This is a genomic window from Bradyrhizobium sp. UFLA01-814 (assembly GCF_046718885.1).
Classification (GTDB): domain Bacteria; phylum Pseudomonadota; class Alphaproteobacteria; order Rhizobiales; family Xanthobacteraceae; genus Bradyrhizobium; species Bradyrhizobium elkanii.
This window is the reverse complement of the sequence record NZ_JAQOSR010000027.1, coordinates 36,516-61,826: the sequence shown is the minus strand read 5'-3', so window position 1 is coordinate 61,826 and position 25,311 is coordinate 36,516. Positions and strand designations below refer to the sequence as shown.

Below are 25,311 nucleotides of genomic sequence, written 5' to 3'. Positions count from 1 at the left end.
AAGGTCTATTGGAATGCCTGTTAACGCGATGTCGATTGCTGCGTGCACTCCGTACAGCAAGGCCGCAAGGGCATTGCAATCGATCCCGTTCCCGTTTGATCGGCGGAGGCTTCGGTAGGCCACCAGCAACTGCAGGTTCGAGACAAATGCTGCAAACTCACAGAACAGACAATTCGGCACCTCAGGACCCGATGCCGCCTGAATTTGGTTCGCCGGCCGAATTCGTGGCTGAGGGCTTCGCCTTTTTGCGCCGCCGCCTCTCGATCATACTGCTGACGTGTTTTCTGATGTTTGGCGCCGGCTTGCTCTATCTCGTTGTCACCGTTCCGACGTTTACGGCAACCGCGCAACTCATCGTCGACGCCAAGTCGGCTTCTTCCAACGACACGGCGTCGGCAACGACGGCCGTCGAAAGTCAGGTCGCAATCCTGAAGTCCGAGAGCGTCGCTCGCGCGGCGATCGCGAAGCTCGGTTTGGCGGGGGATCGGGAATTCTCCAGCGGCGCCCTGCACCGTTTCAGTCGGTCGATATCAGGGATGCTCGGCTGGAGCAGACCGGACACGGACGTCGTCACGCGTGATGCGATGGAAGCATTCGCGCGCAAGCTTTCAGTGAAGCGCGCCGGCCTGACCTACATTGTCGATCTCGCCTTCAACTCCGCCGACCCCGATCGGGCAGCGCAGGTCCTGGACACCATCGTAGAGACCTACATTACGACGCAAATGGACGCGAAATACAAATGGGGTCTGCAAAACGAGAAATGGGTCAAGGATCGCGTCAACGAATTGAGCAGCCAGGCGTCGACTGCCAAAAAGGCCGTAGCGGATTACAAGACCGGCATGGCGGCTCCCGCGAACACCGCGGCGGCAGGTCCACCCTCGTCGCAATCGACCGGAACGACGCAAGACGAACTCCGCGAACTGGAAGCCACGGCGGACGCCGCCGCCAAAACGTATGACAGCTTCCTCCGGATGTTGCGTTACATGGACGCCATGCAGCAGCAATCCGCGCCGGTGTTCGAGGCTCGTCTGCTCACCGGGGTGTCTCATCCCTACACGGCCAGCTCGCCAAACGCCCGATTGATACTTGGATCAGCGATCCTCGGCGGCATGCTTCTGGGGATTGGAATAGGATTGCTGCGCGACAGGTCTGACCGGGAACACGCGCCCGTGCGCAGGTCTGCAGGCACCGCATCCGGAGGAACTGCAGTGGTCCAGGGGCTCAAGGCGAGCGGCGTCAAGCCCCATTTCGATGGTTCGTTCAAGGTCGAGAAACAACACACGTACAAGGAGGCCAATCCTGACTTATAGTCGCATGAATGGCTCCCGATCGCGATACCGCCAGCTCGATTGAAATGCCCCCGTACATCACCGCCGAACAGTGCGCGTCGGCGAACCGCCTTCATCGCGATGAAGGCAGCATGTTTCCCGCTGCGGCCACCGGAGTGGGTAATCCAGAAGGGCCGAACGCTCTCCGCAGTCGTGGGGTTATATTCGACCCTGCGACAATGTGTCGATTTGACAATGAGTCGCCTTTGAACGCTCAGCCTCCGCGCAGTCCGCTCCTCCGCCCGCGAGGTGCGCCGAACCGGGAATTCCGGGCAAGAGCTCGATCACAATTACTGGGCGCCACGTGGCGTCCACCAACGTTGGCTTGAGCAATGACGAGCTTTACCCAAGCGCCCGGCGGACCGGCGACCATGTTCAGCAATGTCTTCCGGCAGTCATGGCTGGCTTTGGCATACCGATGCTCGGGCGCCGTCGTCTCCTTCCTCTTCGGCGTAAGCTTTGCGCGGATGATGAACATAGAGGAATACGGTGCGCTCATGTCGTTAATGACGTTCGCGCTCGTCGCCTCCACGGTCGGCCTCGTCGGTCAGCAATTTCGCGTGTTGCGGGAAATACCAAGCATCGCCGCCCGGAAAGACTACCCGGAGATCGGCTCGATCGTCGCGAAGCGGGTTCGTGTGGCATGTCTGGGCAGCGTTGCCGTGACCGTAATCGCCCTCCTTCCGTTCGTCGCCGCTCACGGCCGCGACGGAATATTCGGAAGCTGGCAATATGCCACGAGCGTGCTTCTGATATTGCCGTTGTCCTTGATCGAAATGCAGAGCTCGCTAGGGCGCACGCTCGGCTCCGTCAATCTCGCGCTCGTTTCGAAGGACGTGTTGTGGCGGTTTCTCATCATATTGCTGGGCGCCGTTCTGTTCGCGACGTATGGCCATCCGCTGCCGGCGCAAGACGTTCTGCTGATTGCGACTGCAATCCTGGTCGTGCTGATCGCCGCTCAGAACATTTACCTGCGGCATCTCGCGGAGGGATGTAAGGTTTTCACCATGGCGGTGAGGCGGTCCAACGACCGGCTTGGCGACGTCCTTTCCAGTTCGGGACCTTTCTGGGTAACCAGCGTCACCAGTATCATGGGCGGCACGATCGACCTCGTCGTCATCTCGGTCATGGTCGGCCCGGAAGCCGCTGGATATTACTACGCTGCCAGCCGGATCGCGCTCCTTCTTGATTTCTTCCTGGCGACCTTCTGCATTCCCGCGGCGCCCCTCATCGCACGTCTGTTCGATGAGAATCGTCATGCGGAAATCACACGCGTCACGTCGGGAGCGTCATTGGGTGCGTTTGTCGCTGTCCTCGGCTGCGTTGCGACGTTGGCGCTTGGCGGCGACCTCGCGCTGATGGCGTTCGGAGAGACCTTCACCCGCGCCTACGGCGTCCTGATGGTCCTGGCAATCGGCATGCTGGTGTCGACATACTTCGGGATCGGGCCCATCGCCTTGAACATGACGGGGCATCAGCGCGCCGCGATGCACATCGTGGTGATCACCTGGGCGGTGGGGATCCTGGCCATGATCGGCGCGACCTTGGCCTTCGGGACAACAGGAGCGGCGGTTGCCGGCGCCTGCGCAGGTATCGCAACCAGGGCGTGGTCAGCGGCCTACATTTATTCGGCGGAAGGGATCGATATCACGGCCACCACGGCGCTCCTCGCGTTGGTCAGGCGCGCAACGGGGAGAGGCGCATCCGAACCGCGTACCGAGGCAATACGGCCGGAAGCCAGCGCCACCATTCTTGACCTGCAGCCTGCTCGCGGCAGTCGGGACACGCGTACATGAATTGGGGAGGTAGTTGAATGCGTTCGCTGTCATCCGAGGACGCGGCTGCTGCAATCGGACTTACGCACGGGAGGCGGTACCTGATGGACCGGGGTACATTCGAATACGAGGTGTCAGGGAGCCGGCTTTCCATGGGCCTGGTGAGGCTTCTGCACACGGTTGTTGCGCGGAGTACCGGGCGCGGCATGGGACTTGCCATGCGGGCGGTCAAGCCGCTTCTGCATTCCCAGCTGTCTTGCGTGCATTTCGCCGACGGCAGCCGCTTGTACTTTGAGCTGAACGACGTCTACTGGAATGCGTTCTTCATCGGCCAGCCCGGCATGACCTACGAGCCGGACATAGCGACGCTTCTGCTGCGGCTGAAGGATACCGACTATACGTTCTTCGATTGCGGTGCGAACATCGGATACTGGTCCGTTCTCGTCACGTCGGAAATGCTGGGTCGCAAGCGCGCGATTGCCGTCGAGGCTTCACGGGAGACGCTTGCAATTCTCGAGCAGAACCGTGACGCGAATGATCAGCGCTTCGAGATCTGCCGCAGGGCGTTGTTCGAGTACGACGGGCGCAGCCTGTTCTTCTCCGACGACGGACCTCATTCGGCCCGACACATCGTAACGTCGCAGAGCAGCCGTCCGTCACACACCGAGCCCGTCATGTCGATAACGATCGATGCGCTGGCAAGGGACCAGCAGCTGACCGACAGCGATCGGCTCGTCATCAAGCTCGACGTCGAGGGCCAGGAGGTTGCGGCCCTGAAGGGCGCCCGGCAGGTTCTGAAGCGCGACACGCTGATCATCTACGAAGATCATGGCCAGGATCGCAGCCACGCGACCACGAGGTATGTGTTCGAGGCACTCGGACTTCCAGTGTTTTCTCTTGCTGCAGACGGGTCAGTCACGAGAGTCAGTGACCTCGGCACACTGGATCGCCTGAAGGTGAACCCCAAGATCGGCTACAATTTCGCGACCTGCCCGCCCGGCTCCGGCTTCCATCGCTGGATTTCAGGAATCGCCAGTCACGCATGATCGTGTGGAGCGCTGTCGGCGGCCGATCCTGGCGCACGAGATCGCCGGCCGCTTCTCGTGCCCGAGCCAGAATTCGCGTGCACTCGGCTCTTCGACGCGATCGGAATGCACGATATCAATTGCTGCGACCGAACAGCATCTCGACCGCCGACTGGACGCCATTCATTCGCCCTTCGAACGGAATTCTGCCGTCGGATGGACCTCCGACCGCGATGCGAGGAAGCCCAAACGGATTCGGCTTGCGATCAGGTATCTGTCCATGCCGAGTTGTGACTGCAGTCGAAAAACCGACTTCCACCGCGAGATCTTGTTCTCGAGGACCGCATGCCCTGGAGTTGCCGTAGGGAAAAGCGACGTGCCGGACCGGGCGCTGAAGCAATGCCTCCAGATAGGTGCGATTACCCGCCATTTCGGCGCGCGCTGAAGCTGCACTCAGGCACGCGAGTGCTGGATGCGATTCCGTGTGTCCGCCAATCGAAGCCAGGGGGTGTCGCGCCAGGGCCTGAAGCTCGCGCTCATTGATGAAATAGGTGTCGTTCAAGGCCTCCAGCGATAGATCGGCCTTGCTGAACGTAGGGGCGAGCATTTCGACTCGTTGGTAATCCTCATGGACCCAGTTGCTCACCTTCTCCAGGGCCGATGCTTTCTCGTCAAAATCGCGACAGCTGAATCGCATGTTCATTGCGTCGATCGCAAGACTGTCTCTCGAGCGGAACAGGTCGCGCAAGCCCAGCCACCACGGTTGCATCGTTCGCGTCACCGCACCCGTTGGAACATAGACGGTGAAGGGCGCGTTATTTCGCTCAAGGATTGGCAATGCAGTCGTGACGTTGTCCTTGTAGCCGTCGTCGAAGGTAAGCACCGCATACCGGCGGGGTTGCGGATCCACCGCCAGTTGCTCGAGACATGCATCGAGACTGACGATCTCCCATCCTTGCTGGCGCAGCCACTTCAGAGTGTATTCAAGGAAATCAGGCGATGCACCGGTCTTCAGCTCCGAGTGCCAGTCCTGCTGAATCTCATGGAACATCAGGATAGCGGCCCTGCCGGCAAATGCCTTGCGCAAAGCAGGCGCAAATCCCGCCCAACTAGCCGCATGGAATATGGTTCGGCTGAGAAGTCGCTTCACGCGAAGCCACCACCGGACAGGCTGATTGCGTGCAAGCCGACCAAGCGGCTTCGGTGCTCATTTGATTGCGTGTGCGATCTCCCCATGCTCATCCTCAAATAGCCGTCGTGAACACAGCAATGTTTCCGATGGGAAACAGCCCTCCATTTATCAACAAACCGCGTCGCTCTGGCAACCACGGCGCTGGTACTCACTACTGGGTACCCCAGATTTCATCGCCTCCACTCTGAATGCGCCGCCTGCATCGAACTGCTTTCACGGTAGCTTTTCGTCGGACACAGAGTGCACCGGCCACTGGTGATGCCGGCCTTTGTGATGTGCGTGTCGAGGGCCCTAATGAAAGTACTGCTCGCCAATAAGTTTCTGTTCAACAACGGTGGCGCAGAGGCAGTGCTGCTTCAGGAAAGAATGTTCCTGACGAGCAGCGGGGCAGACGTCATTGACTTCGCGATGCAGCACGAGCGGAACATCGAATCCCGCTATGCAAATCACTTCGTGTCTCGCCAGGAATACCGGACCGGCGGCCATCTCGCCAAGATCAAGAGCGCGCTCTCGTTGATTCACTCGCGCGAAGCCGTGAGCAAACTCGCATCCCTGATCGAGGAGACCCGGCCGGACCTGATGCATTGCCACAACATCTATCACCAGCTGACCCCGTCGATTGTCGGCGTCGCCAAGTCGCGCGGGATTCCGGTCGTGCTGACACTGCACGATTCGAAGCCGGTGTGCCCGGTGCACACCCGCATGCGAGAGGACCAATTATGTTCGTCGTGTCTCGCCGGAGATTTCCATCACGTGCTGATGCACCGCTGCGCTGACGGCTCGATCGCACAGAGCGCTACGCTTTACATGGAGGCGGTCATTCAGCGCTGGTTCGGCAGCTACGAGAAGGTGGATCGCTTCCTCGCGCCGAGTCAGTTCATGCGGGAGTCGGTGTTGCCGCGGTTCGCAGCGGACCGGGTCCAGGTGCTCTACAATGGCGTGGATGTCACCGGCATTTCGGCGAGCGATCGGGACAAGGGATACGTGCTCTATTGCGGCCGGCTCGCGCCGGGAAAAGGTGCGGAGACGCTGTTGCGCGCCCACGAAGCAGCGGACTGCCGGTGGCCTCTCGTCATCGCAGGCTCCGGCCCGCTGGCGGATAATTTGAAGGCGCAATTCACCCGGAATGTGCGTTTCGCGGGCCAGCTGTCTGGCGAGACTTTGAACGAGACGATCGCCGAGGCTTCGGTGGTGGTTGTGCCTTCGGAGTGGTGCGAGAACTGCCCGATGTCGGTGCTGGAGGCGATGGCCTATGGCAAGGCGGTCATAGCGACCCGCGTCGGCGGCATTCCGGAGCTCGTGGACGATCGCGTGACGGGGCTCTTGTTTGAGCCCGGCAATACGGACGAGCTTCGACGTCACCTCGATTGCCTGATGAGCGACGCCGCACGCCGTGCAGGCATGGGAGCAGCAGGAAGAAGCCGCGTCGAAGCGGACTTCTCTCTCGAGAAGCATAACACCGAACTGATGGCCGTCTACCGATCACTGGTGAGCGAGCGGCATTCATCGCATTGAGGATTGCAAATGGACCTCACCGTCATCTCCACGTTTCGTTGCAACTCGAGATGCCAGATGTGTTACATCTGGAAGAATCCGACCGATCCAAAGGAAGAGGTCACGCTCGAGACCCTGGCGAAGCTTCCTGGGGGGTTCGATAATCTCAATATCTCCGGCGGAGAACCGACTCTGCGGAAGGATCTGGCCGAGATGGTGGACCTGCTCCACCCCAAGGCCCGAATTATAGAGATCAGCTCGAACGGCCTGCATCCCGAGCGTCTCCTCCCCATCATCAAGAAGCATCCGAAGATCAAGGTTCGTTTTAGCCTCGAGGGTGACGCGACCACCAGCGACTGCATCCGCGGCGAGAAGGACGGCTATGCCACGAAGGTAGCCGGACTTCGCATGCTGCAGGAGGCAGGCGGGCAAGACCTGGGATTCGCCTTCGTCATCCAGGACGAGAATGTGGCTCAGCTCGTTCGAACCTATGAACTGGCGCGTTCGATGGGGTTCGAACTTGCGACCTCGACGCTGCACAACGCGTGGCAGTTCTACAAGAACGACAACTATTTCTACGAGCGCGTCGCCGTGGCCCGGCAAGTGGAAGGGCTTATCACTGCGATGCTCAAGAGCAACAAGCCGAAGAACTGGTTTCGCGCCTACCTGAATCTGGGCTTGATTGAAAAGATCCTCGGCCACCCGCGGCTGATACGCTGCAGCGCGGGCACCGATTTCGCATTCATCGACCCCTGGTCAGATGTGTGGGCCTGCAATGTGCGGTCGGACCTGCCGCTGGGCAATTTGGCGCGCCAGTCCTGGAGCGAGATCATAGAGAGCGACGCGGCCAAGAACTCCGTCGCCAAGGTTCACGCCTGCCAACAAAACTGCTGGATGGTGACGACCGCGCGCACGGCAATGCGCTCAACGCTGGTTCCGCAGGCACCGAAGATGGGACCGCTCATCTGGGTGCTGAAGAACAAGCTGAAGGTCGAGCTCGGCCGGGCGATCTGCTTCGATCAATACATTGATTATTCCAACGTCGCGCCTACTCCGCGTGTCCAGCGAACGTCATTCCTCAACGAAAAGCAAAAGGCGCGATTGGTGCGCGGGAGAGAAACGGTCGACGCGCGATATCCGCTCAAGGAATTCATGAACAACTAATTTGACGGGAGGGTGCAGTGAGTGCGGATCATCTGGTACTGCGGGTGATCATGCTTGGCCTGCGTGGATTTCCCAATGTGCAGGGAGGAGTGGAAGTTCACGCAGAGCACCTCTGCCCTCATCTCAAGGAACTGGGCTGCGATGTCGAGGTGATCGTTCGCTCCTCGTATATGCCGCCTGATCGCGGCAACGAGTGGCAGGGTGTACGTTACCAGCGGGTATGGTGTCCGAAGACCTCGGGTCTCGAGACAATCGTCCATTCGTTCCTCGGAGTGCTTGTCGCCGCATGGCAGCGGCCGGACGTGTTGCACATCCAGGCCATCGGGCCGGCCTTGATGGCGCCACTCGCGCGCTTGCTGGGATTGCATGTTGTCGTGACGCACCACGGCCCGGATTACGAACGGGAGAAGTGGGGCCGATTGGCCAGGATGGCCCTGCGCGCCGGCGAGGCCTGGGGAATGCGATTCTCCGACGGCCGCATCGTCATCTCCCAGACCATCCGAAAGCTGGTGCGGGACAAGTACGGCTTGAATTCGGACCTCATTCCAAACGGCGTCACCTTGCCTGACGTGCCGAAAAGCACCTCGGTGCTGGAGAAGCTTGGGCTTACGCCGGGACGATATGTGCTTATGGTGGGCCGGCTGGTACCAGAGAAGCGGCACACCGACCTGATTCAGGCCTTTGCCGATGCCAGACTCGCCGGATGGAAGCTCGTGTTCGTCGGCGCCTCCGAGCATCCAGACGCGTATACCGAAATGCTTGCGGCGCGCGCGGGGGCGACCGCTGGGGTGATCATGGCGGGCTTCCAGTGCGGCCTCGCACTGCGGGAGCTATACGCCCACGCAGGCATATTCGTTCTGCCATCCTCGCACGAAGGCTTGCCGATCGCGCTACTGGAAGCTCTGAGCTTCGGTTTGCCCGTGGTGGCCAGTGACATTCCTGCTCACCTGGAGATCGGATTGAATGACGCGCACTATTTTCATGTGGGAGATGTATCAGGGCTCGCGGATCGCCTGGCATCGTTTGCACGCAGTCCGTGGCCGTTGGAGCTGCGCGAGAAGACACGCAACTGGTTGGCTGAGCGGGAGGACTGGCGCTCTATCGCGGAGCGCACTCTCGGATGCTATCGCAGAGCAATCGAGCCTCGTCGAGGCGGTCCTCATGCGCGGTCCCGGACGGCGCCGCCCAGCACCGCCTAGCGAGCTGCGCACGCGGCGTGCCGGCCAACGCGCCATGCCCGTCCCGCGGCTGAGGTATTGCCTCAAACCGATCGAAGCAAAGCGACGTTCAAGATGAATACACTGCTGCTGTACTTTCTTATCTATACGTTCTTTCGATCGATCTCCAACGGCCTCGACCGTCTGTCCGGGACGAGCTTTTCCATGATCCTGTCGCTCACCGTCATCGGGATCGGTGTTGTGGCCGCCTGGCACGCGCGACATGTCAGGATACATAAAAGACTGTTCGTACTCCTGATAGCCATGTCCGTCTTTGTTGCCGCTTGCATCCTGTCTTTTGTCACCAATGGCTTCGGAGCCGGCAAGATCGTCAACCAGTATACCGCCTTGTACGAGATGTTCAGGTACGTGCACCTGATCATGTTCGTCACGCTACTTGCCGCCCTTTATCGTCATCCGGATTTTTGCCCGCGCCTCCATCGTGTTTACATGTGGCTGTTGTTCGTCATTTCCGCGGTGGGGCTCGGTCAATACCTGACCGGTCATGCAGAGCTCGTCACGCAATACGACAAGTTTGAACGGGTGGCGGGTCTTTCCTCGCACCCCGTACCCTACAGCCTGGAGATCGTGCTGACCTTTTTCGTTTGCGAGCTGTCGCGCCGGAAAATGCGGCTTCCCATTCAGCACTTTCACCTCGCGGTGTACTCGCTGTTTGTTGTTGCCCTGGTCCTTTCCGCTTCAAGGACCGGAGTCGCTCTGCTCGGGGTGGCCCTCAGCGTATACCTTTTTGTCCAGAGGCCTGCCCTGCTTCCCGCGTTCGCGGCGGCATTCGCGATCCTCATGTGGGCATCTCCATTTGGAGAGTTGTTCTCGGACCTGAAAACCGTTCCGGACTACATCATGAACGGCGAATATGTGGTGTGGGACTGGCAAACCGCAGTGACCTCGGTCCATTGGCGCATTCACCACTGGTACTATCTGTCCACACTTGGGTTGGAACGAGCTTGGATCGGATATGGCCCCGGCCAAACCCCGCTCTACAGTCCGTTCCTTCTGCAGGCACACAATCAATTCGTGGAGATATTCTTCGATACGGGCATGGTAGGCCTGATCTCCTTTGCCGCGTTCTGGTTCAGCCTTCCGGTGGCTGCAATGTCCGACCGGCGACGGCTCATCAACACATTCGGGAAAAAATCAGTGGAAGCCGGAATTCTGCACTTCTGGGTCGCCATCTTTGTCGGCGTGACGCTGGTTGCATTGCTCGATCAAAGCTTTAACCGGGAAACAGTGGCGTTCTCGCATTTGATCGTCACCGTTTTCATAGTCCTGTCCCAGCCGGAGGCGGTCGCCGCACGAAGCCCCGGATGGTCCTTCCGCCACCTTTTGATGACCGCCGGTTCGCCGGCCGATGTAGCATTTGGAGAACGTAACCTTGCAGTCGCGGAAGAACGGCGCTCCACCTAGATCTCAACCTGGATTGAGCCGGCGTCACGCACTTCGAGCCGTCGCCGGCGCGGCTGCGTACGGCGTGACGCGATCGCCGGTCTTCGGACAGCCAACCGCCGAGCCGTCCCTTGCTAGCCAGTCGGACGTCGCGTTCGCGTCGTCGCACGACCGCCTGCGCGGCATCAACATCCAGCAGCCCTTCGCGCATTGGCAGACGGGTGAGCCCTGGAACATCCGTAGGGGCTGGGACAGTTGGATGCCGAAACAGCGGCTCGAAAGAATTGCCGCCAGCGGAGTCGACTTCCTGCGCATCTGTGTCGATCCAGCGCCGCTGCTCGCGGTCGAGACCAAGGCTGATTTGACCTCAGGCATCGAAACTGTCCTTCGATCGGTCGACGCCGTCCTTCAGGCCGGCATGAAGGTGCTATTCGACGTTCACGTCAGTACGGAGCACACGGACTGGAACATTCAGACGTTGACCGATGGAATCGCAGGCCCGCATTTTCTGCGTCTTGTCGAAGTGGAGACGAGCATCGCAGCGGCGTTGCAGGCGAGATATAATCCCCAGTCGGTCGCGCTGGAGCTGTTCAATGAACCGCCGCCGCCGTCGGATTTCAGCTCCAAGACGGCTTGGGCGGAGCAGCTCAAACATCTTTACGACGCGGTACGATCAGCCGCTCCGAAACACACGCTGATCCTTTCAGGAATGAATTACGCGAGCATCGATGGTCTGCTCTCGATCGACGTAAACGCCTTCGACGCGAATACAATATTCGTGTTCCACTACTACGAGCCGTTCATCTTCACGCTTCAGGGCGTGAATGTGTCCTATAACAAGTATGTGCATCGCCTCCAATTTCCCCCACAACCCGACGACCGCGTTCGGGTGATCGAGCGCGCGACGGGTCTGGCGAAGTCGGACGAGCAAACCTCCGTGTTGCGAAAGACGTACCTTGTCGAGCAGTTGAGCAACAACGCAGGGCAGTATTTCGATGTCCCTCAGGGTATCGAGTTCATCCGTCGCAGGGTCGGCGAGGTCGCCGCCTGGTCCGACAAGAACAAGGTCGATCGCAAGCGCGTCATGTGCGGTGAGTTCGGATGTTTTGGCGACTTCGCCGGTCGCACCGGTGCCGCGTTATCGGATCGGGCGACGTGGTTGCAGTCGGTGCGTCAGGCCGTCGAGGAAAACGGATTTGGTTGGTGCGTTCATGACCTCGATGAGTCGTTTCGCATCACCAGCGACAACGGCGCATTTGTCCCGGAGCTCCTGACAGCGCTCGGTCTGCGCAATCCATGAGACCGTAGGCTGAGCCAGGCGAGCCGACGCGGCCTTGCAGAAATCAAATGTGGCGCGAAAACCGACCAACGCTGCAAATTTCAGCGGAAAATCGCCCGTGTGCAGTAAATGTCGGTCAGGTTATACGTGTGTATAAATCACACTTTGAAAGTTTTTTTGCCATCTTTGATTATTAACCCACCGACTCAGCAGTCGGGGGGGCAACTTCCAAAAATCCCACTGCTTGAAATCTCCTCGCGGTTCGAGGCTGCAATTCTTTGGAATCGGAATCTGTTCGCGGCTGAAGTCGCGAGCATGCAATCTGTCGCACATCTCTGATGCGCGGCAGCGGAATTCCTCGTCCTTAAATTTGGTCTGCAATGGAGAACTAAAGTGGCGCTGACCGATGTCATCTATCAAAACACGCCTGGCAACAGCGAAGGGTTTCCGCTTGGGGTCCCCTCAAGCTATTCCTGGTACGGCGGGAGCACCGGCCATACAGGCAGCACCCCGCCCTCCAATTTCACCTCCGTCACGGGATGGGGACAGGTCTATCCCAAATCCGGGGCAACCAACGACTCCAATCCGGCCAACGTTCAGATCGCCGACTTCCAGACGTGGGTGCATCTGAAAACTGGCGGCTGGGCTCTCGTGCAAGATCAGGCGACGGACCCGATCGCCGGATCTCAGTTTCTCGCCGACTTTTCCGGAAACACGAACTCTGCCTGGAGCGTGACAAGGCAGGCGGACGGCAGCGCGATGGGCGCTGCGCCTCTCAGTGGATACAACGACCATTTCTGGCCGGGCTCACGCGGCAGCTATTCGGCCGGAACGGTCGATGGGGTCTACGTCCAAGCCAATATGAGGACCACTGATCCGAACGAGCATCTCGTTGCCGATCTGGGAGCTGATTGGTGGTCGACCCCAACAGCCGCATACGTCGACGGGTTCTCCAACAATCCCGGTGCCGGGATGAGCGATTGGGTCGAACTGACGACGAGCTACAAGACCCTTTACTTCACCTCGATGACGTCTGCGCAGTTGCAGGCCGACCTGCCGCCTCCGCTGAAGGGTACCTCTTCGCCGACGACGCCCACGACGCCGACAACACCGACGCAGCCGACGACGCCGCCGACGACGGCAACGCCGACGACGCCGACAACGCCGACCGACCCGACGATACCGTCGCAGCCGACAACGCCGACCGACCCCACGACGCCGACAACCCCCACGACTCCGAGCGTGACTGCTCCGGTGCTCGACGTCGCGGACAAGTCGCTCTGGGTGGCCGGCAGAGGCGGTCAGGTCGACCTGGGGACGACTCTCACAACGACCGACCCCAACGATAATCTCACCCTGAATATCATGGGACTGCCGCGATACGAGACGATCACGACCGGCGATGGCACGACGCTCAGGGGCAACAACATCACCCTGACGTCCGCGCAGGTCGACAGCGGATTGACGCTGACATCGAACTACAAGGGCAATGCTCATCCGGTCGCGAACCTCACGCTGACCGCGAGCGCTATGGATCCGACCACCGGCGCTGTGATGTCGTCGGACCCGCAGACGATCCGCGTGACGGATCCCCGGCCGTCCAGCTCGACTGGCGGAAACACCGGCAACTGGGCAAACCACGGCTTTGCGCAGTGGCAGCAGCAGATGGGCGTGGACTCCAGCACACTGGCGAACACGGCATCGCAGATGACCGGTTGGGGCGATCAAGGCACGCGAGCGTCCCAGGCAAGCCAGGGCTTTGCGCTGCTGAACCAGTATCTGGCCGGTAGCTCCGGTCGGGTCGACGGTGGTCAGATCGCAGCGGCCATGTCGAATGGGACCGGCTGGACGCACAACTCGTTCCTGAGCAAACCTCAGGGTTGATCCGGCTACTGCACCCGGGGGCTCTGCGCCCGGGTGCAGTACCATCAACGTGTTGGGAATTGGAAACGGGCGGTCGATCGCCGACGGTAACGGCGAAGGGACTGTCACGCGCGGGTCTTGATCTCGGTTGGCTTCATCGCCCGCATTTGTTTCCGAGCGATCAAAACGCGTGCTGGCGCAACGGGTTCGGGTATGCGGCAAATTTGCGCGCAATTTACCGGTGCAAAAATCAAGATTTGAAACTTTTTTCGCCATTTTTGCGCATTAACGAACCGGTTCAGCAGTCGGGGGGCAGGTCTAAAATCCCACTGCTTTGAAATCCCCTCGCGGTTCGAGGCCCTAGTGCTTTGATGTTGCTTGCGCCTTTTGGCTGCGAGCAAGCGGTATGTCGCATGCTCTGTCGATGCGCGGCATTGGAATTCCCAGTCTTTGGAAATGCATGAGAAGGAACACAACCGCGGCCGGGTAGCCGCGAAGGGTTGAGTAAGAATGGCGATCCAGAACGGAAATGCCCCCGCTGCAGATCTAGGGCTTCGCGCGCTAGCTCTGTTCCTGCGCCTCCATGGCGTGAATACTGTGCCGGACCAGCTCCGCGATCGTTGCGGGAGCGACGAGATCGGCATTCGCGCGATGCTTCGCTGCGCGCGCGAATTCGGAGTCAAAGTCCGTTCGCGGACAATGGATTGGACCCGCCTTGCGGGCATCCAGCTGCCCGGAATCGCCTCGCTGCGTGACGGCGGATTTCTGCTGCTGGGCAAGATCGACGACCAGGTGGCGCTTGTGCTGCACCCGACCTCGCCGCATCCGAGCCGGATGACGCGCGCGGAATTCGAAGCGATCTGGGATGGCGGTTTGATCTGTGCTGGATCACAGAGCCTCGCGCAGCGCGCACGTCATGCATTTTCCGACATCCGCACGCGCTCGTTTGACCTGGGCGCCGGCCTGATGCACCGCGCCGGCGAGGGCCTGATGCGTGCCCGTGACGGACTCACGAAGGGCCTCTTGGCGATGAGACCCGGCATCCTGATGCGCGGGCCTCTCGACGATGCCGCAGACCATCCGGCAAACACCGAATCCCCGGCCGCCGGCGTCGAATCCGAGCATGACGATGAATCCGGGCTCATTGCACTGGCGATCTTGCTGCGTTGCCATGGAATCGCTGCCGACCCCGGTCAAATTCGCCACCGCATCGGCTCAGCGCGCCTCGGCGTTACTGAAATCCTGCGCTGCGCCAAGGATTTCGGGCTCAAGGCAAAGGTGCAGAGGACGAGCTGGAACAGGCTTGCGGTCACCCCGCTGCCGGGAATTGCGGTGCTGCGCGACGGCAGCTTCCTGATCCTCGGCAAGGTTATCGACGACAAGCTTCTCGTTCAGCGCCCGCTGTCTCCGCGCCCCGAAGCAATCACCCAGGCCCAACTCGAGGCCATCTGGGACGGCGGCATCATCCTGATGGCCCGGCGCGCCAGCCTGACCGATCTCGCGCGGCGCTTCGATATCTCCTGGTTCGTCGGCGCCATGCAAAAGTATCGTCGCCTGCTCGGCGAGGTGCTGGCGGCGTCGTTCTTCCTTCAGATCTTCGCGGTTGTCTCACCGCTGTTCTTCCAGGTGGTGATCGACAAGGTGCTCGTGCATCGAAGCATGAGCACGCTCGACGTGCTGGTCGTCGGGCTTGTCGTGCTGACCGTGTTCGAGGCCGTTCTCGAGACGCTGCGCGTCTACCAGTTTGCGCATACGACAAACCGTATCGACGTCGAGCTCGGCGCCAGGCTGTTCCGTCACCTGTTGGCGCTGCCGATCGCCTATTTCCAGACCCGCCGCGTCGGCGATTCGGTGGCGCGTGTCCGCGAGCTCGAGAACATTCGCCAGTTCCTGACCAGCTCGGCGCTCACGCTGGTGATCGATCTGCTGTTCACCGTCGTCTTCCTTGCGGTGATGTTCTATTACTCGACGACGTTGACGTGGATCGTGCTGGCGTCCTTTCCGCTCTACATCGGCATCTCCGCGGGAGCCGCGCCGCTGTTCCGTCGGCGCCTCGACGAGAAATTCAATCGCGGCTCCGAGAACCAGGCCTTCCTGGTCGAGAGCGTCACCGGTATCGAGACGCTAAAGGCCATGGCGGTCGAGCCGCAGATGCAGCGCCGCTGGGAGGAGCAGCTCGCCGGCTATGTGTCCGCAAGCTTCCGCGTGCTCAGCCTGAACAACACGGCGAGCCAGGCGGTCCAGATGATCAACAAGCTGGTCATCGCCGCGACCCTGTACTTCGGCGCCCGCCTGGTGGTCAGCGGGGACCTGACTGTCGGCGAGCTCGTCGCGTTCAACATGCTGGCCGCGCGCGTCAGCGCGCCGGTTCTGCGGCTCGCACAGATCTGGCAGGACTTCCATCAAGCCCGCCTGTCGATTGATCGTCTCGGCGACATCCTCAACACCATTCCCGAGCCGAGCTTCACGCCGGCCCGCGCGGCGCTGCCGCCGATCCGCGGCCAGGTCACATTCGAGCACGCGACTTTCCGCTACCGCATCGACGGCCCCGAGGTGCTGCACGACGTGTCCTTCAGCGTCGAGCCAGGCCAGGTCATCGGCATCGTGGGTTCATCCGGCTCGGGCAAGAGCACCATCACCAAGCTGATCCAGCGTCTCTATGTCCCGGAGAGCGGACGCGTGCTGGTCGACGGCGTCGATCTCGCGATGGTCGATCTGAGCTGGCTGCGGCGCCAGATCGGTGTCGTGTTGCAGGAGAACGTACTGTTCAACTGCACGGTCCGCGACAACATCGCGCTGGCCGATCCGGCGATGCCGATGGAGCGCGTCATCGAAGCGGCGGAGCTAGCCGGCGCCCACGACTTCATCCTCGAACTGCCGGAGGGTTACGACACCGTCGTGGGCGAGCGCGGCAGCAGCCTGTCCGGCGGGCAGCGCCAGCGAATCGCAATCGCGCGTGCACTCATCACCGATCCGCGCATCCTGATCCTGGACGAGGCGACCAGCGCGCTGGACTACGAAAGCGAGCGCGCGATCCAACAGAACATGAGGCGGATTTCCGCCGGCCGGACCGTGTTCGTCATCGCCCACCGGCTGTCGACGGTGCGCAATGCAAACCGGATCATCACCCTCGAGCATGGCCGCATCGTCGAGGACGGCAGCCATGACGAGCTGATCCGCACCAACGGCCGTTACGCCAATCTCCATTATCTGCAGGCCGGTATCCATGACGTCCGCTAGCCGCAATGTCGTCGCGTTCCCGAGACGCGAACCTCGCCGCCGCGAGCACGAAATCGCCTTTCTGCCGGCGGCGCTCGAGATCGCCGAATCGCCGCCATCGCCGATCGGGCGCGCGATCGGGGCCTGCATCATCGCCGCGTTCTGCATCGCGCTGTTGTGGGCGACGCTCGGCAGCGTCGATATCGTCGCGAGCGCGACCGGCAAGATCGTGCCGGGCGGGCGCACCAAGCTGATCCAGCCGTTCGAGACGGGTGTGGTCCGCGCCATCCGCGTCCGCGACGGCCAGAGCGTCAAGGCCGGCGACGTCCTGATCGAGCTGGACCCGACAATGACGGAAGCCGACCAGGAGCGCCAGAAGAGCGATCTGCTTGCAGCCGAACTGGACGTCGCGCGGCTGCGCGCCGCGCTGGCCGCAGACCCGCTCGCGGCCTTCCGGCCGCCGCAAAACGCAAGTGCGGCCGAAATCGAGATGCATCGCCAGTTCCTGATCAGCCAGCGCGCCGAACAGAGCGCAAAGCTTTCTGAAATCGAGCGCCAGCAGGGGCAAAAGGAGGCGGAACGGGCGACCACGTCGGCGAGCGTCGACAAGCTGGAGGCGACGATCCCGGTACTGAAGGAGCGCGTCGACATCCGCAAGGGTCTCGTCGAGAAGGCATTGGCGTCGAAGGTCGTCTATCTCTCCGAATATCAGGAGCTGGTCGCCATGCAGCAGGACCTCGTCCTGCAGCAGAGCCGGCTGCGCGAAGCCGATGCGGCGATCGCGCTGCTGAAGGAGACCAAGGACAAGACTGCCGCGGAGTATCGCCGCGCGACCTATGATGCCCTTGCGAAGGCCGAGCAGAAGGCTGCGAGCGCCGCCCAGGAGGTGGTCAAGGCGGATCGGCGAACGAAACTGCAGAGCCTGACTGCGCCGGTCGACGGCGTCGTGCAGCAGCTTGCCGTTCATACGGTGGGCGGCGTGGTGACGCCCGCTCAGGCGCTGGCCGTCGTGGTCCCGAGCGAGAGCCAGCTCGAGATTGAGGCCATGCTCTCGAACCGCGACATCGGCTTCGTTCATCCCGGCCAGAAGGCGGAGATCAAGGTCGATACGTTCAACTTCACCCGGTACGGGCTTCTTCATGGCGATGTGCTCAGCGTGTCGACGGATGCCATCACGCGCGATAAGCAACAGGGCAGCCCCAATGATCGGACACTGGGCACGGCACAGAGCAGCAGCGAGCCTAAAGGCCAGGAGCTGGAATATGCCGCGCGCGTTTCGCTCGACCGGACGCACATGCAGATCGAGGACAAGCTCGTCAAGCTCGGGCCGGGCATGGCGGTGACGGTCGAAATCAAGACCGGCACGCGCAGGATCATCAGCTACCTGCTTTCGCCGCTGGCACGCTACCGGCAGGAGGCCCTGCGCGAACGGTAAAGCGAAGCGCGTCGCCGGACATTGCGGCCGAGCGACGCGCCACTCGCTTCAGAGCGAAGCTGATCGCGGTGGCGCCGGTCGTTAAGACGATTGCGGTGAAATTGCCGGTGGGTTGGCGCATGCGCTATCGGCGCAGCGCCTCCAGGCGCGATTTCGCCTCCTGGACTCCCGCGGCGTTGGCCTTGGCATAGAGGTCTTGTGCCCTGCGCTCGTCACCGCGCGTGCCGTAAGTCCCCCATTTCGCAAGAATCAGGGGATCGTAGGTTTCTGCCAGCGCGAAGCTCGCCTGGGCGCTGCCCATTTCCACGGCGCGCTCGAGTACAAGCCGCGCCGCGCCTATGTCGCCCTGACGCAGCAAGGAGCTCGCCCGCGCGACCAACCCTCCCGCTTCAGCAGCCTGCTCGGGAACAGGCTGCGCAACCGCGCGAGCGGGCGCCGCTCGTGTCTGTTCGGCGGTTGGATTGGTGGCCACTTCGATGGACTTGTCGCGCGCGGTCGCACCGGTCGTCACCGCCGCGCCGTGCGCTTTGCGATCCTCGACCTCATAGGCATGGATTGCGCTCCGCGACAGAGGGAGGTGCTGCGCCTGCACGTCGGCCCTGGCGCGCAATTGCCTCAATTCGGCAGCGCTGGCTTCCGCTGCCTGCTTCTGCAGCACGATTTCCTCGCCTGCCTTTGCCGCCCGCGCCGTCTGGGTCTCGCTGTCGCGATGCGCTGCCGCCAGATCCTGCTCCAGCCGCGCGGACCGCTCACGCTCCTTTTGCAGGTCCGCCGCAGCGCTCTTTCCCGCCGCTTGCAGCCGGGACGTTTCTTTGCCCGCTTCGGTCACGAGCACGGCCTTGCTCTCGATATCGCGTCGCGCTGCCGCCAGATCCTGCTCCAGCCGGGCGGACCGCTCTCGCTCCTTTTGCAGGTCGGCCGCACCGCCCTTCTCCGCCGTCTTCAGCCGGGACGCTTCCTCGTCTGCTTTCGTCACCAGGGCCGTCTTGGTCGCGACATCGCGCCGCGCTGCCGCAACATCCTGCTCCAGCCGGGCGGACCGCTCACGCTCCTTTTGCAGGTCGGCCGCACCGCTCTTCTCCGCCGCCTTCAGCCGGGACACTTCCTCGTCTGCTTTCGTCACCAGGGCCGTCTTGGTCGCGACATCGCGCCGCGCTGCCGCAAGATCCTGCTCCAGCCGGTCGGCCCGCGCCGCTTGCAGTGAGTTCTGCAACTCCGCCGCACCGCTCTCCCTTTCCCGCTTCAGTCGGGCGGTTTCCTCGCCTGCTTTCGCCGCCAGCGCGGTCTGGATCTCGACATCGCTGCGGGCGGCCGCAAGATCCTGCTCCAGCCGCGCGAGTCGCTCACGTGCGTCCGGTGTGGATTTGCGAACCGAAGCTGCGCCGCTCTCAGCCGCCTGCCTGAGCTCCGCCGCTTCTTCACCGGCTTTGCGTGCCTGCGCCTCGAAGGCGTAGATCGTGCTTCGCGTCTGCGAAAGCTCCTGTGCCAGCGCGTCGGCCTTGGCACGCGATTCCCGCAGCTCGGCGGCCCCGGCCTCCACCGTCCGCTTCTGCCGCAGGGTTTCATCGGCCGCCTTTGCCGCCAGCGCGGTCTGGGCCTCGACGTCACGCCGCGCGACCGCGAGATCCTGCTCCAGCCTTGCGGACCGCTCTCGCACCTTTTGCAGGGAGCCCTGCGACTCGGCCGCTCCGCTTTCGCTCTCCTGTTTCAGTCGGGAAACCTCCTCGCCTGCTTTGGTCGCCAGCGCGGCCTGGGTCTCGACCTTGCTGCGGGCGGCCGCAAGATCCCGCTCCAGCCGCGCGAACCGCTCACCTTCATCGGGCGTGAATTTGCTGACCGAAGCCGTGCAGCTTGCAACCGCCTGCCTGAGCTCCGTCGCTTCGTCTCCGGATTTGCGGGCTTGGGCTTCGTATGCATAGATCGAGCTCCGCGACAGGGAGAGGTCCTGAGCCAGCGCCTCAGCTCGTTCACGCGATTGCCTGAGCTCGGCAGCTCCGACGTCCGCTGCCTGCTTCTGCCGCAGAGCTTCTTGCTTTGTCGTTGTCGCCAGCGCCATCTGGGTCTCGACATCGCGCCGCGCTGCCGCCAAATCCTGCTCCAGCTGCGCGCTCCGCTCGCGCTCCCTTTGCAGGGACGACTGCAGCTCCGTAGCGCCGCTTTCACGCATCCCTTTCAGCCGGGAAACCTCCTCGCCTGCCTTCGCCGCCAGCGCAGTCTGGGTCTCGACGTTGCGGCGCGATGCCTCGAGATCCTGCTCGAGCCGCGCGGACCGTTCGCGCTCCCGTTGCAGATCCGCCACGCCGCCTTCCGCCGCTGCTTTCAGCCGAGACGCTTCCTCACCCGCCCTTGTCGCCAGCACGGTCTGGGTTTCGACATCACGCCGCGCTGCCGCCAGATCCCGCTCCAGGTGCTCCGCCCGCTCACGCGTCTCTTGCAGGGAGTTCAGCAACTCCGCGCCGCCCTGCGCGGCCTGCTTCTCTTCGGCCGCTTTGTCCGTCAACGCGGCCCGGGCCTCGATATCGCGGCGCGCCGCGGCGAGACTCTGCTCCAGCGATTCGGCCCGGTAGCGCTCCTGCTCGAGACGTTGCAGCAACTCGATGTCACGTCTTGCATTCGTAAGTTCGCAGGAGAGCGACTCCGCCCAGTTGTATTCCCGCTTCGAAGCCTGCCCCGGGTCGCCGACTGTCGCTTGGGCAACCTGCACCGGTCTGTCGTTGCCGCCTCGACCCGGCGGCAAGGCTTCGGCAGCGCCGTTCCTTGCGGCTTCAATCAAACCGGGACTGCGGGTAGCCGCCGAATGCTCCGGTTGCGTCGAAGGGCGGGCCGGATCCGGGGACGCCCGTGTTTCCGGCGCGCAGGCCATTGCGAGCACGGCAGCAGTCGTCCACGACAGCGCGGACCGTCCCGCCTTGGGCAGCAGCCGGCGCGACGAATCTGCGATGTTGCAGCCGGCAACTGCCTTGTCCTTGAGGATAACCGGACCCATCCGCAATCACCTGTCGCACGGCGACACGATCTGTTGAGGTGCGGTATTATGCGCCGTACCGCAGCGCGAAGCCTACAGCCCGCATGGAGGACCCACCCACCCCTTTCGGGTTAGGCCACAGGTCACGGCTTCACATAAGACCAGCCCTTCTCCTGCAGTTCCATCACGCGCACGACGCCTGACTTCACCACCTCCGCCTGGCGAACGATCGGGATGTCCTTGTTCTCGGCTTTGTGCATTTTTTCCTGGGTATTGCCGCAGGCCTTGAACGAGACCTCCGGCGTGCTCAGCGCCATTTCCTCGAGACGGGCTTTCACCGGCGACGTGTCGTCGCGCAGCATGTGCAGGCCGGGTCCGAAGGTGACCACCTCGATCTTCACCTTCTCGCCGAGATCCTTGTAATATTGCGCAACGTTGACTGCGTTGTTGAGCGCGAGATTCATGGCTGCGGGATCGTTCGTGTTCACCTGCAGGATCAGGTTGTGCGACTTGGCGTTCGATGGAAGCCGGGCGTTGGCGTTGAGAGGAGATCGTTCCCCCTTGTGGGTGGTCGCCTTGCGCGAGACATGAACCCTTTCGACCTTTTCTGAAACGTGCCGATAGTCCGCAGTGGGATTCGTTGTTGTCGGTGTCCAATACCGTCCGCCGCCTTGCTCCGCCGCAGCGTATGAAGCAGACAGCAGCACCGTTGCGGCTCCGATCATGGTTACCTTCGCAATTTGCTGAAACACGCGCATGGATGCCTCTCCTGTTAAAGACACGTCATTCAAATCTCTAGCCGTTGGGTTTTGCGGTCGGTTGTGGCCACCTGCACGCAGCGGTGATCTTCGCGCGCACCACATCCATCCCGCCCAACGGGAACACCGCATCCAGCGCCGGTCCGGTACGGGGTGCGAGGTGAATATTGAGACCTCCGCCGTCCGGAAGGGACTGCAGCAAGCGAATCACGTCGCCGCCGAACGCAACGCCGGTCCCGGACGCAGGCACGGCTGCCGCGACCTGCTGCGGCGGACCGTCGTTGATACGGTAGGAAATCGCATATCCATCGCCGCGACCGGACACGCGGGATCCGGCGACGATCAGTTCGGTCCGCCCGCCATGGCAGCGAATCAAAAGCGTCATTCCGCTTTCGCCGGCACCGTCGCGCGACGACGTCGTAGCGGTGGCGACCGGTGAATAGTCGAGCGGTGAAGTGGTCAGGCTGACGACCCAGCTGCTAGCCTGGCTCGCCTGGGGCAGCGCTGACGCCCGCGGCGTCTTCTCGGAGCACTCCGGCCGTTCGGAGCGCTCCTTGGCGGAGCAATCGCGGAGCTGAGCGATCTGACGAAATCCTGCCGCCTGCGCCGAAGCAATACCGCTTGCGAGCAAAACTCCAGCCACCGCGCAGGTCGCCGCGCGTCTCATTGCGATGGATTTGCGGCGGTGCGCGGCCCGCGATCGAGCCACGCCTGCGCCGCGGGGAAGCGCGTCAGGCCGGGAACGGTCGCGGCGAGATTGATCGTCTTCCACTTTTGGTCGAAGCCCGGCTGCTGCAGCTTGTCGATCCGCGAGAACAGATACTCCACGAAGCGCGCAAGGCGCTCATAGCGGTTCGATTTGGCCGGAAAGTTGAAAGCCACCAGAGCGGTCGGCACTGCGATTGTCGTGACGCGCTCGCCCTGCTTGATGAGATTGGGATACTCCGTGGCCTCGAGCGAGGCGGGAAGATAAAAGTCTTCGAACCTCCTGTCATAGGGAACAGGCAGGAACTTGAATCCCGGCTCCCAGCGGCCGCGCACGAAAGCATCCACCGGCTTCGAGGTGATGAAGACGACCGCGGCCATCTCGCCCTTGCGCATCTGCTCGAGCGCGACCTGATGAGGAATGAAGGTTTTTTCCACATCGAGGCCAAGGCGGCTGAAGATCAGCGGCCCCGAATAGGCCGCCGCAGTACCCAGATTATTGAAGTTCACCTTCTTGCCGGCGAGATCGCTCAGGCTTTGGATCTCGGGACGAACGAAGATATGCAGTTCGGACGGAAACAGGTTCAGCACGAACGCCAGCCGTTGCTGGATATCCGGCACCTGGCTTCTGTATTCCTCGAGCACGTCGGAATTGATGATGGCGGCATCGATGCCGCGCAAATACAGCAGTGAGTTCACATTCTCCGTCGGCCCGCGCGTCACGACCGGCAACACATGCAGCTTGTCGCCATCGTCTACGACGCGGGCGATTTCGGCCGCGAGACGAATGGGCGCGCCCTCGAGCAGGCCCCCGGCGAGGCCGACCGTCCAGGCATTCATCGTCACCTGCGGCTTTTGCGGCGGCGGCGGCTCGCGTCGCAATTGACGCGCTGCAGCAGGCTGCGCCTGTGCATCCACGTTGGACAGCGGAACGGTCGTGAGCAGCGGAATCAGCAGCGCCAGCATGCGCAACGGGTGCAATTCACTTTTTGCGGTCTGTCCCATGGGATCTCCGCCCTCGCCGATCGGTCATTTTGTCGTAGTTTCATGCAGTTCATCGGCGCGCGCCATTTCTCCGCATGGGGGAGCCCCCTACCCCTTCCGGATTATCCACTGTGCCTGCCCCCACGCCGCAGCAGCGAGGGATCACAGGGTGGAACATCACCGGCACCATACTGACGGCAGGCGCCGGAAACCCTGCCTGACCGTCGGCGAGGTTGCGGGTTTCCTCATTCAGCGCGCAAGGCCAGCACCGCGACGTCGGCTTGCGACAAGCGTGACGGCAGATTCGCGGCGTCGACACGCGATCGGGACCGCTTCAATGGTGGCGCCTTGGTACGTTTGGCGATCTCACGGCCGATGCTTCCGAACCCGACGATCAGCCAACGCGTCTGCGCGATTTAGCGAAATCCCGCCGTTCCCACTGATGCGCCTGCTGATGGGCTGCTTGTTCGGCGATGGGATGCAAGTGACTGAGCGTATGGATGGTCCCGTATTCGGCCATCGCCGGCGCCGAGGCGCTGGAGCTCGTCACGGTGAGGCCCGGACGGACCAAAAACAGCAACGGCAGGAAGAACCCGGCTGCCGGTATCATCAGAAACGCGCAAAAGCCGCGCCATCGTGATCCGGCTGTTGCACGCTCCGTGATACGGCGAACGAGTGGCGTTGTTCCGAGACATTTCAGCAGCCGCGGCAGATATTCTTTATCTTGGCAGCTGTCCGAGCTTCTTCTACTGCAAACGGGTCCTTGTATGGAGGCCGCCCGGCGTCGCTTTCAACGATTGCGGGCTTTTCCAATTTCGGAGGATAGGCTGCGTCGTAGCAGGCCAGGCGTGCGGTCGCGCCTCCGATGGCGCGACAGTCCGGCCCCTTAGCGATGGCGCTTTGCACGCACGTAGACAAAACTATTACGGCAATAATGCTTCGCATCGAATTTCCTTTGCGCATATGGTCGCTTGACGCACGGATATGAAACCAAAATCTGCTTCCAGGAAGGCCACGTCGACCCGACACCTCGCAAGAAGAGCCAACGGGCATCATGTTACTTGTACTGTTGCAGGCTCCTGCATTGATCGCTGCGTCACCATCTCGCTAAAATCGAGTTAGCTGCCATGCTCCGATCTTTCGGCTCGGCGCCGCCGCAATTGTCCTGATCTTTGTCGACTCAGTAGAGAGCCCGCCAGTCTTCATTGCCGAAGAAGCAATGACGCAAAACAGATATCAAGGCATCGAATCGAATTCAGCAGGCACCCTACCTGCTCGAAAGAACACAGTCGGCTGGTCGTCGTAATCACCCGTCTCGGGATCCGAGCTTGTCGAGAAGGCAACGACGCCTGCCTTACTCATGGCAAGCCTTTCGGCAGTTCGACGCGCACTTTCCTCGCTCCGGCACGCAATTGGCGTACCGGCCTTTAACTGATCGCCTTTCGCAGGGTCAAAGGATTGAACGAGAAAATGCGTCTGGCGCGGCATCATGACCGCTTTTCAG

At 61.8% G+C, this 25,311-nt stretch carries 16 protein-coding genes; 11 read left to right on the top strand and 5 right to left on the bottom strand.

Annotated features, from left to right (window positions below; genetic code table 11):
* The first annotated feature begins 146 nt into the window (after window positions 1–146).
* The 3 genes from PMN64_RS11245 (at window position 147) to PMN64_RS11235 (ending at window position 4,149) form a co-directional block, all read left to right on the top strand.
* Window positions 147–1,310, top strand: a complete 1,164-nt coding sequence (locus PMN64_RS11245; protein ID WP_411780728.1) for a Wzz/FepE/Etk N-terminal domain-containing protein — start codon at window positions 147–149, stop codon at window positions 1,308–1,310.
* A gap of 350 nt (window positions 1,311–1,660) precedes the next feature.
* Window positions 1,661–3,124 (top strand): oligosaccharide flippase family protein, encoded by a 1,464-nt coding sequence (locus PMN64_RS11240; RefSeq protein WP_411780727.1) that lies wholly within the window; start codon window positions 1,661–1,663, stop codon window positions 3,122–3,124.
* An 83-nt stretch (window positions 3,125–3,207) separates the two neighbouring features.
* The gene (locus PMN64_RS11235; RefSeq protein WP_411780726.1) at window positions 3,208–4,149 is read left to right on the top strand and encodes an FkbM family methyltransferase; all 942 of its coding nucleotides are present in this window, start codon (window positions 3,208–3,210) and stop codon (window positions 4,147–4,149) included.
* Between the two features lie 115 nt (window positions 4,150–4,264).
* Here PMN64_RS11235 and PMN64_RS11230 read toward each other — a convergent pair whose 3' ends face one another.
* On the bottom strand, window positions 4,265–5,278 hold the full coding sequence (locus PMN64_RS11230; protein ID WP_245288758.1) for a polysaccharide deacetylase family protein: 1,014 nt from the start codon (window positions 5,276–5,278) through the stop codon (window positions 4,265–4,267).
* Window positions 5,279–5,614: 336 nt separating this feature from the next.
* Between PMN64_RS11230 and PMN64_RS11225 the strand changes: the two genes are divergently transcribed.
* The 8 genes from PMN64_RS11225 to PMN64_RS11190 all read left to right on the top strand — a co-directional run bounded on the left by PMN64_RS11225 (window position 5,615) and on the right by PMN64_RS11190 (window position 18,395).
* Complete coding sequence (locus PMN64_RS11225) at window positions 5,615–6,835, top strand: glycosyltransferase family 4 protein (protein WP_304498226.1); 1,221 nt, start codon at window positions 5,615–5,617, stop codon at window positions 6,833–6,835.
* 9 nt (window positions 6,836–6,844) lie between these two features.
* A complete protein-coding gene (locus PMN64_RS11220) occupies window positions 6,845–7,978 on the top strand; it encodes a radical SAM protein (RefSeq protein ID WP_411780725.1) in 1,134 nt (377 codons plus the stop codon).
* Between the two features lie 17 nt (window positions 7,979–7,995).
* Window positions 7,996–9,177, top strand: a complete 1,182-nt coding sequence (locus tag PMN64_RS11215) for a glycosyltransferase family 4 protein (RefSeq protein ID WP_411780724.1) — start codon at window positions 7,996–7,998, stop codon at window positions 9,175–9,177.
* Between the two features lie 93 nt (window positions 9,178–9,270).
* Complete coding sequence (locus tag PMN64_RS11210; RefSeq protein WP_411780723.1) at window positions 9,271–10,620, top strand: O-antigen ligase family protein; 1,350 nt, start codon at window positions 9,271–9,273, stop codon at window positions 10,618–10,620.
* Between the two features lie 64 nt (window positions 10,621–10,684).
* Window positions 10,685–11,899, top strand: a complete 1,215-nt coding sequence (locus PMN64_RS11205) for a glycoside hydrolase family 5 protein (RefSeq protein ID WP_411780722.1) — start codon at window positions 10,685–10,687, stop codon at window positions 11,897–11,899.
* A gap of 372 nt (window positions 11,900–12,271) precedes the next feature.
* A complete protein-coding gene (locus PMN64_RS11200) occupies window positions 12,272–13,762 on the top strand; it encodes a hypothetical protein (protein ID WP_411780721.1) in 1,491 nt (496 codons plus the stop codon).
* Window positions 13,763–14,338: 576 nt separating this feature from the next.
* Entirely contained in the window at window positions 14,339–16,981 is a 2,643-nt protein-coding gene (locus tag PMN64_RS11195; RefSeq protein ID WP_411780720.1) for a type I secretion system permease/ATPase, read from the top strand.
* Window positions 16,968–18,395, top strand: a complete 1,428-nt coding sequence (locus tag PMN64_RS11190) for an HlyD family type I secretion periplasmic adaptor subunit (protein ID WP_411780719.1) — start codon at window positions 16,968–16,970, stop codon at window positions 18,393–18,395. Before PMN64_RS11195 ends, PMN64_RS11190 begins: the two co-directional genes overlap by 14 nt.
* Window positions 18,396–18,519: 124 nt before the next feature.
* Here PMN64_RS11190 and PMN64_RS11185 read toward each other — a convergent pair whose 3' ends face one another.
* From PMN64_RS11185 to PMN64_RS11170, 4 genes are all read right to left on the bottom strand, one after another.
* Window positions 18,520–21,381, bottom strand: coding sequence for a hypothetical protein (locus PMN64_RS11185; RefSeq protein ID WP_411780718.1), 2,862 nt, complete (start codon window positions 21,379–21,381; stop codon window positions 18,520–18,522).
* 122 nt (window positions 21,382–21,503) lie between these two features.
* Complete coding sequence (locus tag PMN64_RS11180) at window positions 21,504–22,118, bottom strand: hypothetical protein (RefSeq protein WP_411780717.1); 615 nt, start codon at window positions 22,116–22,118, stop codon at window positions 21,504–21,506.
* A gap of 37 nt (window positions 22,119–22,155) precedes the next feature.
* The gene (locus PMN64_RS11175) at window positions 22,156–22,749 is read right to left on the bottom strand and encodes a hypothetical protein (protein ID WP_411780716.1); all 594 of its coding nucleotides are present in this window, start codon (window positions 22,747–22,749) and stop codon (window positions 22,156–22,158) included.
* Window positions 22,750–22,781: 32 nt separating this feature from the next.
* Window positions 22,782–23,789, bottom strand: a complete 1,008-nt coding sequence (locus PMN64_RS11170; protein ID WP_411780731.1) for a TAXI family TRAP transporter solute-binding subunit — start codon at window positions 23,787–23,789, stop codon at window positions 22,782–22,784.
* Window positions 23,790–25,311 lie beyond the last annotated feature (1,522 nt).